Source organism: Planctomycetia bacterium, assembly GCA_034440135.1.
In the GTDB taxonomy this organism is placed as follows: domain Bacteria; phylum Planctomycetota; class Planctomycetia; order Pirellulales; family JALHLM01; genus JALHLM01.
In genome coordinates, this window is the sequence record JAWXBP010000048.1 from 1 (window position 1) to 14,314 (window position 14,314).

Sequence of the window (14,314 nt, forward strand, 5' to 3'; positions counted from 1 at the left end):
ATTCTGGAGCTCAAGAACTCTATCAATACGATGGTCGATCAACTACGGTCGTTCGCGGCGGAAGTGACCCGCGTCGCGCGCGAAGTCGGTACGGAAGGGAAACTGGCCGGTCAGGTTGCTGGCCATGAAGTTGACGCTGTCCGTGAGATCCTTCCAAGTGCCGGCCACGCCCCGCACGTCGGCTTGACCGCCCAGTTTCCCTTCCGTACCGACTTCGCGCGCGACGCGGGTCACTTCCGCCGCGAACGAGCGTAGTTGATCGACCATCGTATTGATAGTGTTCTTGAGCTCCAGAATTTCGCCGCGCACATCGACGGTGATTTTCTTCGACAGATCGCCGTTCGCCACCGCAGTCGTCACTTCGGCGATATTGCGCACCTGGCCGGTCAGGTTGCTGGCCATGAAATTGACGCTGTCGGTCAAGTCCTTCCAGGTGCCGGCCACGCCTTCCACTTCCGCTTGGCCGCCGAGGCGACCATCGGTGCCGACTTCGCGCGCCACACGCGTCACTTCCGCCGCGAACGAGCTAAGCTGATCGACCATCGTATTGACGGTGTTTTTCAGCTCGAGAATCTCCCCCTTCACGTCGACGGTGACTTTCTTCGTTAAGTCGCCGTTCGCCACGGCCTTGGTCACGTCGGCGATGTTGCGGACCTGACCGGTGAGATTGCCGGCCATGAAGTTCACGCTGTCGGTGAGGTCCGCCCAAGTACCGGCCACGCCGAGCACGTTAGCCTGCCCGCCGAGCTTGCCTTCCGTACCGACCTCGCGCGCCACGCGCGTCACCTCTGCCGCGAACGAGCGGAGCTGATCGACCATCGTGTTGATCGTGTCTTTGAGTTCGAGAATCTCGCCGCGCACGTCGACGGTAATCTTTTTCGACAAGTCGCCATTCGCCACGGCGGTCGTCACTTCGGCGATGTTGCGCACCTGGCCGGTGAGATTGCCGGCCATCGAATTTACGCTATCGGTAAGGTCCTTCCACGTCCCCGCCACGCCTTTCACATCGGCCTGGCCGCCGAGTTTGCCTTCGGTGCCCACTTCGCGGGCCACGCGGGTCACTTCCGCCGCGAAGGAGCTGAGCTGATCCACCATCGTGTTGACGGTGTTCTTCAGTTCGAGAATCTCACCTTTCACGTCGACCGTGATTTTTTTCGACAAGTCGCCGTTGGCCACGGCAGTTGTCACTTCCGCAATGTTGCGCACCTGGCCGGTGAGATTGCCGGCCATCGAGTTCACGCTATCGGTGAGATCCTTCCAAGTTCCGGCCACGCCTTTCACGTCGGCCTGACCGCCGAGCTTGCCTTCGGAACCCACTTCGCGCGCCACACGCGTCACCTCCGCCGCGAAAGAGCTGAGCTGATCCACCATCGTGTTGACGGTGTTTTTCAGTTCGAGAATCTCTCCCTTCACGTCGACGGTGATCTTCTTCGACAAGTCCCCCTTGGCGACGGCCGTCGTCACCGCCGCGATGTTCCGCACCTGGCCTGTCAAGTTGCCAGCCATGGAGTTGACGTTATCCGTCAGGTCTTTCCAGGTACCGGACACGCCTTCCACGCGGGCTTGGCCGCCGAGTTTTCCCTCGGTGCCCACTTCGCGGGCCACGCGGGTCACTTCCGAAGCAAACGACCGGAGTTGATCGACCATCGTGTTGATGGTGTTCTTCAGTTCTAGAAATTCGCCGCGAACGTCGACCGTGATTTTCGTCGTCAAGTCGCCGTTAGCCACAGCAGTCGTGACCGCGGCGATGTTGCGCACCTGACCGGTCAAATTGCCGGCCATCAGGTTCACGTTATCCGTGAGATCTTTCCAGGTGCCAGCCACGCCTTTCACCTTGGCCTGGCCGCCGAGCTTTCCCTCGGTACCCACTTCGCGGGCCACGCGGGTCACTTCCGAAGCAAATGAACTCAACTGATCGACCATGCGATTGACGACCTTGGCAGTGCGCAAGAATTCACCGCCCAAGGGCCGATCGTCGATCTCGAGCGCCATCGATTGGGAGAGATCTCCCTTAGCCACGGCGCCAATAACACGGGCCGTTTCAACGGTCGGATGGACCAAGTCGCCGACCAACTGATTGATCGACGAAATCGACGCCGCCCAAGCCCCGGTCGCGCCGCCGAGCGACGCCCGTTCGCCGATCTTTCCTTCGCGGCCGACCACGCGACTGAGGCGCTCCAACTCGCCTACCAATTGCTCGTGCAACTCCGCGGCATCATTGAACGCGTCGGCCAACTTGCCAGGCAGTCCGGTCCAATCGGTCGGCAGCCGCCGCGAAAAATCCCCCTTCTTCAGCGCCGTGAGTGCTTGGAAAACTTGTCGCATCTCGTGGTCAGATGCAACGCTCGATTCCTGAACAGTTGCCACGGCGGGCGCTCCCAGTGAATGACGGCGGGTGGAATCCTAAAAGATTTCGCCAGCGACGAGTATCCACGCGATACGCACGTCATTCCCCCGAGCGACAAACTGCCAGCGCAGCAGGGGCGCGAAACGGACCTGTCGGATCGCCGAAACTGTGTTATCCCGGCACGAGACGTGCAAATGCCGGACCGAGTGCTGAACGACCGCCTTTGGGGCGGTTTTTGGTCTCCAATCAGCCTTGGTGACACTTTTTTGACCACACATTGCGACAGGCTGGCAGTTTTTCGACCGGTGAACCCCGTCGTACTCGTCGCCCTATGTTCCGCAATCCCGATGTCGCTTCTGGATACCGCTCACCGGAAAAATAGTTGGGATGACGGATATTCCGGACGACATCCGCCGCTTTGTCCACGAGTCGTTCGACTCGGTGGTCAAGTTAGAGATTCTGCTGCTGCTCCGTTCCACGCCCGGCCGCGCATTCACGTCCGACGATGTAGCCGGAGCGTTGCAAGCCTCCCGAGATATGATGCACACGCCGCTACGCGAACTCGCCGGGCGCGGTCTTTTGCGCCCTGATGACGCGAATCCATCCGCGTACTGCTACGCCCCCGTCGACGAGACGCTTCAAGCGAAGGTTGACGCCGTGGCCGAGTTGTACCGCGTTCGCCGCGCCGCCATGGTGTCTTTGATCTACAGTCAACCGGTCGATCGTATGCAATCATTCGCGGACGCCTTCAAGCTACGTAAGGAGCAGTAAATGGCGATCGCAGTCTACGTTTTGAGCGCCTGCACGAGTCTCGCCTGCGCCCTGTTATTGTGGCGCAGCTACCGTCTGCGCCGCGTGAGTCTGCTCCTCTGGAGCACGCTGTTCTTCATCGGCCTGACGATCGAAAACACCCTGCTCTTTTTCGATCTGGTCATATATCCACACATCGACTTGGAACAACTTCGTAATAGCGTCGGGCTGCTTTCGTGGACGCTGCTGTTGTTTGGCCTTGTTTGGGAATCGGATCGGTGAACCATGGATCAATTCACACGCGGCGCCATCGCCATGGCCTGCTTGATCGCCGGCCTATTTTTTCTGCGCTTTTGGCGGCGCACGGGCGATCGGCTGTTCATTATCTTCGCGAGCGCTTTTTGGCTACTGGGCTTAACCCGGTTGGCCGTGGGGCTGACGATCAATCAAAGCGAAGATCGAATTCTGATCTACAGCATTCGCTTGATCGCCTATTTACTGATCTTGGCCGCCATCGTCGACAAGAACCGGAACGAGGCGCCGCCACAAGGCGGTCTCGTTGAGTGAACAAGTAAGCGCGGTCGACGGCGAGCCGCAATTTGTTGGCAATTTTGCGCGCGGCCGCTGCGCAGCTCTCCGTCCTGGAATTCGCGAACGGCGCGTCTCACCTAGTTCTGCGCCTCCTTGCGGTACTTGGCCATGACGTTTTCCTTTCCTCTTGCACGACGTTCTCACCCTGCATTTCGACTGGCCGAATCCAGCAATCCACGGACCGAAGCGCCGAATACTGGGCCGGCGATTGTCGGCAGGCAATGTTCGCATAGCGCAGGGGTGTTTGTTTCCCCACTGCTGAGTGCGATTTCGCTAAGCGCAATCGTGAATTTCTCAATTCACCCGGCTCCCATCACTCGAGCCGCACGGGAACACGCCAAGTCTCCAGGGCACGAACAGTTGCGGATGAGCACGCGCATATAGGCGGCGGAGTTGTCGAGTGTGGATTAGCCAGGTCGCAGTGGCCCATCACAAATGCCGCCCCCAATGTTGCAATCGGTTCCTCTTGGCTGTAGGTCTGGCCGCCGAAGTGGATACCGTCGACGATGCATTTTCGCGTCAGGCGCCTCCGGTGGCAGGTGGAATGGGTCAGCTCGCGAAAGAGTGTCGAATAATACTCTGCAAGATTCGTGAACCGCTCCTGGCGCGGCATGCCGACTTAATTGCTAAGACGACCGCACCAACACCGATCATCAAGATTTCCAGCCACTCGCATCCCTGCGGCCGTTCACCCAGAAAGGCGAAGGCCAATACGGCGACCAAGATGACACTGAGCTTGTCGATCGGATCGACTTTAGAAGCGTCGCCGACTTCCAATGCCCGAGCGTATCAAACCCAGGAAGCGCAGGTCGCCAATCCTGAAGCGGCCAGGAAGACGAGCGGTTTGACGTCCACCTGAAATGGATTGCTCCAGTTCCCTTGAAAAGCGACGAACGCGCTAAGTCCAAATAGAATAACGGCCGTGCGGATCAGCGTGGCAAAATCGGCATTCACATCCCGGAGGCCGATTTTGACCAGAATGGAAGTGATTGCCGCGAACAGCGCCGACAGCAAGGCCCAGATCCACCAGGAGTTACTCATCTGAGGCGACGCGACCGGTGGATTTGACAGACCGGCGAAAATGCGGTCAGGTCGCAAGTTTCCGTGGAGTTCCCGCAACCGAGGGAGTTTCCATCTGCTGTTTGAACGCACGCAAGTCTTCGTTCAAATCAGTCAGTAAGTCCACGCCGAGCGCCTTGGCGACCCACACTCCAAGTTTTCCACCAGGCGGATCGTACTTCAGGTTCAACGTCACGCGCGTCTGCTCACCCTTCCCCAGCGGTTCAAATCTGACCGATCCTGCCGTACTCAGCGATCCGCCGGGCAGCGATTGCCAAGCGATCAGCCGGTTCGGTTCATCGGTGATGATTTCAGCCTGCCACTCCAAGGTCGTCCCGTGAGGGGTTTCCGCCTTCCAACGGGAGTGACGCTCATCCAGTTGCACGACAGACGAAACGTGCGTCAACACGCTGGGCAAATTGGAGAGTTCGCGCCAGAACTTATAGACCTTTTCTGGTGGAGCTTGAATGACCAGCTGGCGCTCCAGGCGTTCACCATGTTGAGCCGGCACGCCTCGCATTTCTGCATTGGGCGCGGTGGAGATTCCCAGCTTGTCGTAGAGCTGACAATGGCCCGTGAGGCCCCGATAGACCAAGCCGCCACCGATCAGAAAGCCTGTCAATGCTCCGAGAGGGCGGCGATCCAGCGCACAGAGCAACACCAAGGCACCGCTGGCGACGCTGAGAATTCGCTCACCCTCATGAACATTGATGGACTTGGAACGCAACGGGATTTCGTGAATCATGGATGTGTCGGACATGGCAAGGTTACCTTTCTTGGGTTGTCCTTTCCGCAAATGGAATGCCGCGACGCGTGAGCCTCCTGCCCGACGGCTCAAAACGGTCATTGACGAAACTCGATCGGAGCTAGTTGCCAATTCGAATTGGCGCAGCGGGTTGTCAACGCGCGACTGGTTCCCTATGGTGAATTAATCCACGAACACTTCCGTATAACGAACATGAGTTCCACACGATTTACCATTGGTATCGCAATTCTCGTGGTTGGCTTGGCACCGTGCGCCGCCAGCGCGCTGGACTTGCAGGAGCGCGGCCAGGAGCTGTTTTCGTATGAATGGATGCATGGTGAGGCGGGCGTGGCATCCGGCGACGGGTTAGGACCTGTCTACAATGCAAACAGATGCGTTACGTGCCACCAGCAAGGAGGGTAAGGTGGAAGCGGCACCAATGAACAGAACCTCACAGTGATCACGGAGTTGCAGGCCGGAGGATTCAATCCCCAAGTGTTGCTCAGCGGGCTCGATCGTGCTCGGCTGAGTTTGGGCTCTTTCCCAGGGCTGGGAAGCAATCAGTCGAAGATTCTGCATCGATTCGGCACGCCAACCGGCTACGACCAGTGGCGACGCGGCTGGCTCAGCGATTTGAGCGCCTGTCCTCCGCGGGGGACTGCTCTGCCCCGAGGAGCTAAACTGCGATTCGGCGCGCGGGATGGCCGTCCGTTCCTTGTGAGTGAGCGAAGCTCGCCGGCGCTCTTTGGCGCAGGGCGAATCAATCGCATTCCCGCGGAGGCAATTCGTGCCTTGTCCGACGCCCAAGCGAACGACGACGACGGCATTGCCGGCCAAGTGACGGAAATCGGTGGCGATGTCGGACGGTTTGGCTGGCGGGCACAAATCGCTTCTCTCGCAGATTTCGTGGGGAGCGCTTGTGCGAATGAATTGGGCCTAGAGGTCAACGGTCATCCGCAAGCAGAAGATCCTCTCGCGACGAACCCAGCGGCACATGGGATCGACCTGGAGGCCAGTGATGTCGCAGCACTGACTGCATTTGTGGCGGCGCTACCCGTGCCGCTCGAAGCAAATACCAGCGCGGGACCAGTTAAAGAAGGACACGAACTTTTCAATCAAATCGGCTGTGCCAACTGCCATGTTGAGACGTTAGCGGATGTGTCGGGACTGTATAGCGACCTCTTGCTGCACGAGATGGGTCCGCAGCTTGCCGATGCGCCGACGCAAACGGGCTCGTCAACTGCGCGAAGTGGCATTGCTAACATGCCAGGTGTTCCTCCTGGCGGATTCCCGCTGACTGCGGCGGACTATTTGGGAGCATTCAGTGGAACAGAGCTGTCGAGCAAGTGGCGCACGCCACCACTATGGTGCGTCGCTGACACTGCGCCTTACCTTCACGACGGGCGTGCTGCAACACTCCACGAAGCGATTGCCGCGCATGGCGGTGAGGCTACCCAAGTCGCGGGGCGCTTTCGTCGACTATCTCCGCGACGAAAACAATCGCTGGTGGCCTTCTTGAACGCACTTCATGGTCCGAATTATTCGCCGTAGTGCTCGATGAGGCAGGGTTGGGCGACACGTGCCCATGGCTATCGACCGAACGCCGCCTTGGCGAGCTGGAGCCTCAAACGCTCCAATTGGCGGTGCTGGGCACGAGCACGTTGAATCAGCCCTGACAAATCCACCTCCGTCAACCATGCGGGCGTTGGCTCGATCGTTTGTAAGGTTCGCCAGAGAGCGAGCTTCCCCAGTACACCAAGCGATAATGTTTCAACCGCCTCGAATTGCCCGAAAGCCGTGGACAGCGAAAGTTTGATCCTGCCGGCCTTTTGAGCGAACCACGCTACGAATTCTTTGGAATAGCTGATCCGCCTCTCCAGTCGATCCAAGATTCGTTCCAACACGGCACGATCCTGTTCAATTTCCGGCAGTAGCCGATTCGCCATTGTCGCGATTCGTCGCGGCGAGTTTTTGGACAAGTCTTCCAGCAGGTTCACGGCAAATCGTGCTCCGGCCAAATGATCTTGGATGTAGGTGCTTAGATTTTCGTGATTAGACATTGAGCGCTTCCTCACGTTGAAAACAGATGCTCGTAACGCAGGCCGACGCCAGGCTTCACACCGCTGCAGTCGGTCAGCTTCGCTAGGAGCCAATAAGTTCGCCCGCCTGTGGTTGCCCCCGCAGTATGTTGAAAAACTCCAGCGCGTTCACTGTGGCAGCACCTTCGGCCGTATTGTCGAAGATGCACCACACCCTATTGGCGGTAGCACCTGCGGCGAGAACCTGATTGGCCAAGGCGTGCAGGGACGGCGCATCGTATTTAGAGTAGTAGATCCGCGGCGAGCCATGCTAGCGAAAATAGACGCAAGTCAAAGTACGAGTGTGCTGTACGCCGCTAGCCTGTACTGGTGGATCGGCCATCACACGGCTCACTCGCTGTTCGTCGAGCAGTGCGGCGGCCTCCATTGAAAACCACGAGTCATGTCTTGGTTCACAAACAATCGGCGTCTCAGTCAGTGATCGCAACGTGGAGAAAAAGGAGTGGGCTGTGACGGGTTCAAACGCAAAACTCGGCGGCAACTGAACCAATAGCACTCCGAGCTTTCGGCCTAAACCCGACACGCCACCAAGAAAGTTCTCAATGCGCTCATCCGCGTTTCGCAATCGCAGCGAGTGCGTAATCTCTTTTGGGATTTTGACGCTAAACGCGAACTGTTCCGGCGTCGAGTCGGCCCAACGCCGATAGGTTGAGTAGCGGTGCGGACGATAGAAAGACGAGTTGATCTCGACGGCGTTAAATCGCGAAGCATAGCGTTGGAGGTGAGTGCCGTGTTCGGAAAAGAGACCAAAGTGATCCCGGCGAAGGCTCCAACCAGCCGACCCGATATAAAGGTCACTCATATCCCCAATTCCGATTGAGAGTTTTGGGTTGCCAAAAAATGCTACTCAAGACCCTCCTGAGCACGATCATCGACAGTAGTCGATTCGGCATCCGGTGCGGGAATAACCCGCGAACCATACATGGAGGCATAGGCCTGCGTGAACTCGGCCCCGAGAAACAGAATCTGAGCGGAGTAATAGACCCACACCAAGACCAGCACCAAGGAAGCCGCCGAGCCAAACGCAGTGCTGATTCCACCGCGGCCCAAATACAGGCCAATTGCCCACTTACCTACCACAAAGAGCGCTGCGGTGGCGGCAGCACCGATCCAAACGTCCCGCCACCGGATCACGGCATCGGGAACGAATTTGAAGATCATGGCGAAGAGTAGGCTAATGACCGCATAGGAACCCAATAGGTTGAGCGCCTGGAGGAACCACTCAGGGCCGCCCATTGTGCGCGAGGTCCATGCGCCAACGGCCTGGAGAAAGGTCGACAGGACCAGGGAGATTAGTAAGAGGAAGCCGGTGCCCAGCACCATGGTGAAGGATAGGAAGCGGGACTTGATGGTTCCCCACACGCCGCGCCCTGGCTTCGGCTTCACTTCCCAGATCGTATTGAGGGCGTCCTGAAGCTGCGCAAATACACCGGATGCACCCCAGAGTAAAACGATCGCCCCGGTGATAGTCGCGATCGTGCCCTGGGCCGGCTTCTGCGCCGCCCGCAACAGCTCTTCAACCGCCGCCGCTCCCTTGTCGCCGAGCAGTTGACTCAGTTGCGCCTCCAATTCATCGAATACGCGGTCGCCGTCGAAGAACATTCCTGCGACGGCCAGACAAACCACCAGCAGAGGTGCGAGGGAGAAGATGGAGTAGTAAGCCAACGCTGCCCCGAGGCGGGGAGCTTTGTCGTCTTGCCAATCTTGAAAGGTTTGCTTTACGAGAGCGAACCATGACGGGCTTGCAGACTGCGTCCGACGATGTCTGGCGGGCAGCGGCTGCTTCACTCGACGGACTGGCGATTTTTTTCCGGCGGCAACTAATGCGACGGTCATCAGCGCCCATCGCGCTATCGAATGCCAACGGCTTGGAGGGTTAGAGGACATCATCGAGGCCGAAAGGCGAACCTATCGTTCGTGTTTAGTCAGTCGCTGGAACTGTCCGCCAAAGCATCCGGACGTTGCAGGTCGTAGCACAGAATCGAATCTTGCTCGCGAAGAAAGAGCCGTGCATCCGCGATGGCAGGATGCGACCAACTTGGCAATTCGCCACTGCCCGGAATTCGAAAGGATCCGGTTTCGCGGTAGCCGGACGAAGCCGCTTTGGCCAACGTCATCGTGCCATCGCTAAAGCGCAAATATAGGCAACCGTCTGCTCCTGCCATCGCGACGGAGCCCTGCCCCGACCCGCGCGACCGCCAGAGGAGTTTTCCGGTCTTCAAATCCGCGCAGAACGGGAGCCCTCGATCGTCGGAATCGCCGAACAAGCAGTTTTCCATGAGGATTACGCCGCCGTGCTTATTGGCGAGCTCGCGTCGCCATCCATACACTGCGGTGGCGCGGATTTCATCATTTTGTTGCACTTGTTGGATCAATGCCCCGCCGCGCCCATAGCCGGCGGAGAAAAACACCAGATCGCCGTGGACGATAGGATTTGGGGCAACGGCGATCGTCGCGTCGAACGTATTCGTCCACAGCAATTTGCCGTCCTGAGCGCGGACCGCCATTGCGCCGCTTCCCGTGGTCTGCAAATAGACTCTAGTGTCACCGATTCGCGCCATGACGATCGAGGCATGTCCGGCTCCTCGATCCGCTTGACGCGAGCATTTCCAAATGACTTCGCCGGTGTTTTTGTTCAAGGCGACCATCGTGGCCGTCGGGCCGCCTGGCGTGCAAACGACTCGGTCCTCGTCGATGAGCACCGATTCGCTATACCCCCACGAGTCTGCCTTGAGGCCGCTGAAATCCTTTCCCAGTTGCCGCCGCCACCTTTCCTGGCCCGTGACAGCGTCGCAACACACTAAGTCGCCGTGCGCGCCCAGCACGCAAACTAAGTTTCCGTCCACGGTCGGCGTCGAGCGCGCTCCTTGCCAACTGGGCTCGCCTTCATTCCATGCTCTACTTACTTTTTGCTTCCAAATCGGTGTTCCGCTTTCTCGAGTGAACGCGACCAGATACTCAGCGTCGTCGTTCGTTTCGGCTGGGCTGTCGCCCAGCGCAAATAGTTGGTCCCCCGCAATGGCGACGCTTCCGTAGCCCCGGCCAGCACCACGGGTTTGCCACAGCAGCGTCGGACCGCCTTTAGGCCAACTCTGCAATAGTCCCTGTTCGCGAGACACACCAGTCCCGTCCGCGCCACGAAAGCGCGGCCAGTCCTCGGCTTTCAATGGACTGACGCACACCGCGGAAAGGAACACTATGGATACGACATGTCGCAGCATTGGTCGGTTTCCAAGCTCAAAAACAAGGAATGCAGTGCAACCGCGATTGATCAGCCATGGCGAGGATCGTCGAGATCACACGAACGTGATTTCCCCGAGAAGTGAAATTCGAATCGCAAAAGCCGTGCCGGTCAGAGAAGCCGGTAGCATGCGGACACAAGCGCCGAGAGTTCCCATACCTCGTGCTGCTGGAAGCCGTCAGCAAGCGCGACGTTGATGAAACGCACTGGTGTGCGGGAGGTGGGCGAAGCATGTCATCGCATTTGCGATGGCCACCACTGTCAGGGACGCCGACCGTCCGGGCTGGGCGTTTCCAAATCACTGCCAATCGAATTTCCGACGGAATCACTTGTTGGCGGGCTGGTATGCCGTTTGCGTTTCGCAATGGCCATCAAAAGATGGTCAGTCTTCTGACACGCAATTTCGCGACCACGAAAGGAGCCATCGATGGCTATTCGCAAAGAACTAAATCATCGCACGAACGATCCTGCCGCCAATCCAGATCCGATCACCGGCGCGCCGGGGGCTCATCCGGTGGGAACAGGAGTGGGCACAGCATTGGGAGGCGTCGCCGCTGGCGCTGCCGCCGGCGCAATGGCGGGACCAGCAGGAGCTGTGGCCGGGGCCATCGTCGGAGGCGTTGTCGGCGGACTTGCCGGTAAGAGCGTGGCTGAAAACATCGACCCGTCGGTCGAAGAAGCCTATTGGGAGGAAAACTTTACTTCTCGACCGTATTACTCGGAAGGCACTTCTTTCGACGAATACCGGCCTGCCTATCGCTACGGAGTGGACGCGCGCCAACGCAGCGACATCCGCACCTTCGATGAAGTTGAGCGGGACCTGGCGAGAAATTGGGAAACCTCCCGTGGTCGCTCCACACTCGGTTGGGACAAGGCTAAGCTGGCGGCCCGGGACGCATGGGACCGCATCGAACGCACGTTGCCAGGGGATGCTGACGGCGACGGGCGGTAGGTTTTTCACCCACAGGGCACGGAGGCCCTTTGCTTCACTGCTGTCTGACCACCACATTCACTCCGAAATTTTCAACCCCCAGGATCAAAATGCCCCTCTCCACTCTCGCGGATGCCTTCTACGACGAACTCTGCGACATCTACCATGCCGAAAAGCAACTCGTGAAGGCGCTCCCGAAAATGGCCAAGAAAGCCAGTGACAAGAAACTTGCGGAGGCGATCACGGAGCACCTGGAACAGACGAAGCAACACGTGCAAAGGGTGGAAGCCGCCTTCAACGACACGGGCAAGGCCGCCAAAGCGAAAAAATGCGATGCCATGGCCGGTCTGATTGAGGAAGCCAAGGAAATGATGGAGGAAGATGCCGAACCCGACGTGATGGACGCCGTGCTCATCGGCCTGGCGCAGAAAGTCGAGCACTACGAAATTGCCACCTATGGCACATCCATTGATCGATCGCTCCCTTATTTTACGCAGATCAGCGAACGCCGGAGGCCCGCGCTCGGGTGGAGCCAGAGTTGGCTACCACGGTCCAATCACGTAGTCCAAATTGGCCATGATCGTCACGCCAATTGCCGCGATCACGAAGCTGATCAACTGGATTGGGTAGATGACGCCCTTCTCGTCGGGAACCCTTGAACGGGCGAACCAGCCCGCTGCGCCGCCGAGGGCGGCCATCAGCGGAAAGACTCCGAGGAGACCGTAGATGCCTGCAGCGACCAGGCTCGGAATGATAGCGCTGGCACCACTCTGATAGCCGGCCAGTGGAATAGGAAACCGATACAGCAATGCCGACGCGGCTGCCAGCGGAAATGACCACCGCACCGGGGACACCGCCCCTTGCACGATTGCACTTAACATGGCACATCCTCCTGTCAAATAGGCGGAGGAGGCGACGGAATGTAACGCTTGTTCACGATGAAGTCAGCTGGCACGGCCTCCATGCTCCCCTGAGCGTGTCATGTGATGAGCAAATCCTCGAACTCGCCATCGGTACTCAGCGAGGGCAAGCACGGCCGACGCGACAAGCGACCTGCTCGACGGTTCCGGTACATGAGTAACTTTGAAATCCCTTAGCTCGCCGTGGAACAGTCTATTACCGACAATCACGCCGAGGTCGTTGATGGCCGTAGCTTCGACGAGCAGCCAGCCGTCCGGATTGTACGAATTCTCCAAGATGTCAACCATGTCGCGACCATTCCGTGACAAATGCTTTGGGGATGAGCCCGCCTGGACCGAAGGCAAAGGCGCGGCCGACGATTTCATCCCTCTGATTGACATCGAGTGCCCAGCTCTCCTCGCGGCCGAGCGTGCCGAGTTGGTCAAACGTGCCATCGTTGCGAAAGATCGTCGCTTGGATCGATGGGCGGCGGCTTCCGGGCAGCTGGCGCTGAGGTTGAGCGTCGTCGCTATGCGGCTGAGACAGAAGTCTCTGCCGTCTTCGCAAATCAGAGGCTTTAAACGGGCGTAGTTGGAGCGCACATCATTCTGTCCCAATTGGCTCAGCTCAGTCGTGGCCTTGTCTGATCGTGCAGATCAACCCGTCTTGGATGCTAGTTTGACCGTTGACATTTGCGTTAGCGTCGGCGGGCGCTTTTCAAACACTCGTGCTCGCCACTCCGCATGTGTCATCCCGCCGATTAAGTCCTGCGCTGTCGGGCTTGGCACAGGCCGCATGACATCGGGCCGCGGCGTAACAGCACGTTTCTCAATGCCTCGTGATCGCGACCAGGGGAATTCTTCGGCTGGCTTGCTGATCGACAGAGTCAGCCAAGCGGCTCCGGCAATCAGCAGCCAGATCCCAATGGTCCAGGAATCCATCATGCGATATTCTCCCACGATCCAATCCGCGAGCAGCAGCGAAGCCGACGCACTCCAGGGGTCGGTCGGCAGAATATCAACGCCGAGCCAGCGGACGCCGCAAACTTCACTGAGAGCGACGAGGACCAAGAATAGCAGGGTGAGTGATCTCATACGGTTGGGACACGTCAGTCGACTGCCGAGAGGCGCGGCCGGCCGAAAAGTTGATTCGATGCTCTAAATGCCAAAAAGAAGAATGTCAGTCTAATCGGCCGCGCCGCATTCGCAGCAACCCGAGCAGCGTGACCCCGATCAAAGTCCAGATTGCAATTGACCCTGCCTCCGGAACCACCAAGGAGCGAGGGGTAATATCCGGCGCGCTCGGGCGGCCGATTCCCGCAGTGCCGCTCAAGTTGTGGCTCGAATCGTGAAAATCGGCGATCGCTGAAGCATCGAAGGAAATATGCGATGGCCGCGGAGGGGTGAACGCAAAATCCGTCGGGGGTGAGGCGAGGCCTGGCCTGAATTGGTTGCCCGCAGTCTCGAATGCATGAGAAAACTCCTGGAAACCCGGCCGAGGGCTTGCCCACATCGGACTGCCTGCTGACTTGTGGAGGGGCGTGCTTAAATTGGGTTCTTCACCCAATTCCGGGGAATGAGGGGATGAGTTGAGTCAACGGTAGGTCTGCTTCATGTTGCTGGGTGTTGACGAAACCAGTGACACTGAGCAG

General features: G+C 58.5%; 13 protein-coding genes and 3 pseudogenes. 7 read left to right on the top strand and 9 right to left on the bottom strand.

The window, feature by feature from the left end; all coding sequences use genetic code 11:
* Positions 1-102: 102 nt before the first annotated feature.
* A pseudogene (locus SGJ19_02500) lies at positions 103-2,325 on the bottom strand (HAMP domain-containing protein).
* Positions 2,326-2,734: 409 nt separating this feature from the next.
* On the opposite strand from SGJ19_02500, the gene SGJ19_02505 reads away from it, so the two are divergent.
* From SGJ19_02505 to SGJ19_02515, 3 genes are read left to right on the top strand one after another with little or no spacing between them, the layout of a single operon-like run.
* Entirely contained in the window at positions 2,735-3,118 is a 384-nt protein-coding gene (locus tag SGJ19_02505) for a hypothetical protein (protein MDZ4779106.1), read from the top strand.
* Positions 3,119-3,379: a DUF5985 family protein gene (locus tag SGJ19_02510; protein ID MDZ4779107.1), complete on the top strand. Its 261-nt coding sequence runs from the start codon at positions 3,119-3,121 to the stop codon at positions 3,377-3,379.
* A 3-nt stretch (positions 3,380-3,382) separates the two neighbouring features.
* Positions 3,383-3,664, top strand: coding sequence for a DUF5985 family protein (locus SGJ19_02515; protein MDZ4779108.1), 282 nt, complete (start codon positions 3,383-3,385; stop codon positions 3,662-3,664).
* 642 nt (positions 3,665-4,306) lie between these two features.
* On the opposite strand, the pseudogene SGJ19_02520 reads toward SGJ19_02515, so the two are convergent.
* A pseudogene (locus SGJ19_02520) lies at positions 4,307-4,729 on the bottom strand (EamA family transporter).
* Between the two features lie 46 nt (positions 4,730-4,775).
* Positions 4,776-5,507, bottom strand: a complete 732-nt coding sequence (locus SGJ19_02525) for an SRPBCC family protein (GenBank protein ID MDZ4779109.1) — start codon at positions 5,505-5,507, stop codon at positions 4,776-4,778.
* Positions 5,508-6,209: 702 nt separating this feature from the next.
* On the opposite strand from SGJ19_02525, the gene SGJ19_02530 reads away from it, so the two are divergent.
* Positions 6,210-7,043 (top strand): di-heme oxidoredictase family protein, encoded by an 834-nt coding sequence (locus SGJ19_02530; protein ID MDZ4779110.1) that lies wholly within the window; start codon positions 6,210-6,212, stop codon positions 7,041-7,043.
* Between the two features lie 38 nt (positions 7,044-7,081).
* Here the strand turns inward: SGJ19_02530 and SGJ19_02535 are convergent, their stop codons facing one another.
* The 4 genes and pseudogenes from SGJ19_02535 to SGJ19_02550 all read right to left on the bottom strand — a co-directional run bounded on the left by SGJ19_02535 (position 7,082) and on the right by SGJ19_02550 (position 10,710).
* On the bottom strand, positions 7,082-7,552 hold the full coding sequence (locus tag SGJ19_02535; GenBank protein MDZ4779111.1) for a hypothetical protein: 471 nt from the start codon (positions 7,550-7,552) through the stop codon (positions 7,082-7,084).
* An 82-nt stretch (positions 7,553-7,634) separates the two neighbouring features.
* Positions 7,635-8,393: pseudogene (locus SGJ19_02540) on the bottom strand (DUF72 domain-containing protein).
* A gap of 41 nt (positions 8,394-8,434) precedes the next feature.
* Positions 8,435-9,427, bottom strand: a complete 993-nt coding sequence (locus SGJ19_02545; GenBank protein MDZ4779112.1) for a YihY/virulence factor BrkB family protein — start codon at positions 9,425-9,427, stop codon at positions 8,435-8,437.
* Positions 9,428-9,516: 89 nt separating this feature from the next.
* A complete protein-coding gene (locus SGJ19_02550) occupies positions 9,517-10,710 on the bottom strand; it encodes a PQQ-binding-like beta-propeller repeat protein (protein MDZ4779113.1) in 1,194 nt (397 codons plus the stop codon).
* A 549-nt stretch (positions 10,711-11,259) separates the two neighbouring features.
* On the opposite strand from SGJ19_02550, the gene SGJ19_02555 reads away from it, so the two are divergent.
* Together SGJ19_02555 and SGJ19_02560 are read left to right on the top strand one after the other, a co-directional pair.
* Entirely contained in the window at positions 11,260-11,784 is a 525-nt protein-coding gene (locus tag SGJ19_02555; protein MDZ4779114.1) for a hypothetical protein, read from the top strand.
* An 89-nt stretch (positions 11,785-11,873) separates the two neighbouring features.
* Positions 11,874-12,422 carry a DUF892 family protein gene (locus SGJ19_02560; GenBank protein ID MDZ4779115.1) on the top strand — a complete coding sequence of 183 codons (549 nt, stop codon included), beginning with the start codon at positions 11,874-11,876 and terminating at the stop codon, positions 12,420-12,422.
* Here SGJ19_02560 and SGJ19_02565 read toward each other — a convergent pair.
* The gene (locus SGJ19_02565) at positions 12,306-12,644 is read right to left on the bottom strand and encodes a hypothetical protein (protein MDZ4779116.1); all 339 of its coding nucleotides are present in this window, start codon (positions 12,642-12,644) and stop codon (positions 12,306-12,308) included. The genes SGJ19_02560 and SGJ19_02565 overlap by 117 nt on opposite strands.
* Before the next feature lie 262 nt (positions 12,645-12,906).
* Between SGJ19_02565 and SGJ19_02570 the strand changes: the two genes are divergently transcribed.
* Positions 12,907-13,254 carry a hypothetical protein gene (locus SGJ19_02570; GenBank protein ID MDZ4779117.1) on the top strand — a complete coding sequence of 116 codons (348 nt, stop codon included), beginning with the start codon at positions 12,907-12,909 and terminating at the stop codon, positions 13,252-13,254.
* 65 nt (positions 13,255-13,319) lie between these two features.
* Here SGJ19_02570 and SGJ19_02575 read toward each other — a convergent pair whose 3' ends face one another.
* A complete protein-coding gene (locus SGJ19_02575; protein ID MDZ4779118.1) occupies positions 13,320-13,757 on the bottom strand; it encodes a hypothetical protein in 438 nt (145 codons plus the stop codon).
* Positions 13,758-14,314 lie beyond the last annotated feature (557 nt).

What these genes read in the sequence shown, in the direction of transcription:
- SGJ19_02575 (MDZ4779118.1), bottom strand. Translation starts at nt 13,757, where the DNA reads ATGAGATCACTCACCCTGCTATTCTTGGTCCTCGTCGCTCTCAGTGAA.
- SGJ19_02560 (MDZ4779115.1), top strand. Translation starts at nt 11,874, where the DNA reads ATGCCCCTCTCCACTCTCGCGGATGCCTTCTACGACGAACTCTGCGAC.
- SGJ19_02555 (MDZ4779114.1), top strand. Translation starts at nt 11,260, where the DNA reads ATGGCTATTCGCAAAGAACTAAATCATCGCACGAACGATCCTGCCGCC.
- SGJ19_02515 (MDZ4779108.1), top strand. Translation starts at nt 3,383, where the DNA reads ATGGATCAATTCACACGCGGCGCCATCGCCATGGCCTGCTTGATCGCC.
- SGJ19_02535 (MDZ4779111.1), bottom strand. Translation starts at nt 7,552, where the DNA reads ATGTCTAATCACGAAAATCTAAGCACCTACATCCAAGATCATTTGGCC.
- SGJ19_02570 (MDZ4779117.1), top strand. Translation starts at nt 12,907, where the DNA reads ATGGCCGTAGCTTCGACGAGCAGCCAGCCGTCCGGATTGTACGAATTC.
- SGJ19_02505 (MDZ4779106.1), top strand. Translation starts at nt 2,735, where the DNA reads ATGACGGATATTCCGGACGACATCCGCCGCTTTGTCCACGAGTCGTTC.
- SGJ19_02510 (MDZ4779107.1), top strand. Translation starts at nt 3,119, where the DNA reads ATGGCGATCGCAGTCTACGTTTTGAGCGCCTGCACGAGTCTCGCCTGC.
- SGJ19_02565 (MDZ4779116.1), bottom strand. Translation starts at nt 12,644, where the DNA reads ATGTTAAGTGCAATCGTGCAAGGGGCGGTGTCCCCGGTGCGGTGGTCA.
- SGJ19_02545 (MDZ4779112.1), bottom strand. Translation starts at nt 9,427, where the DNA reads ATGACCGTCGCATTAGTTGCCGCCGGAAAAAAATCGCCAGTCCGTCGA.
- SGJ19_02525 (MDZ4779109.1), bottom strand. Translation starts at nt 5,507, where the DNA reads ATGTCCGACACATCCATGATTCACGAAATCCCGTTGCGTTCCAAGTCC.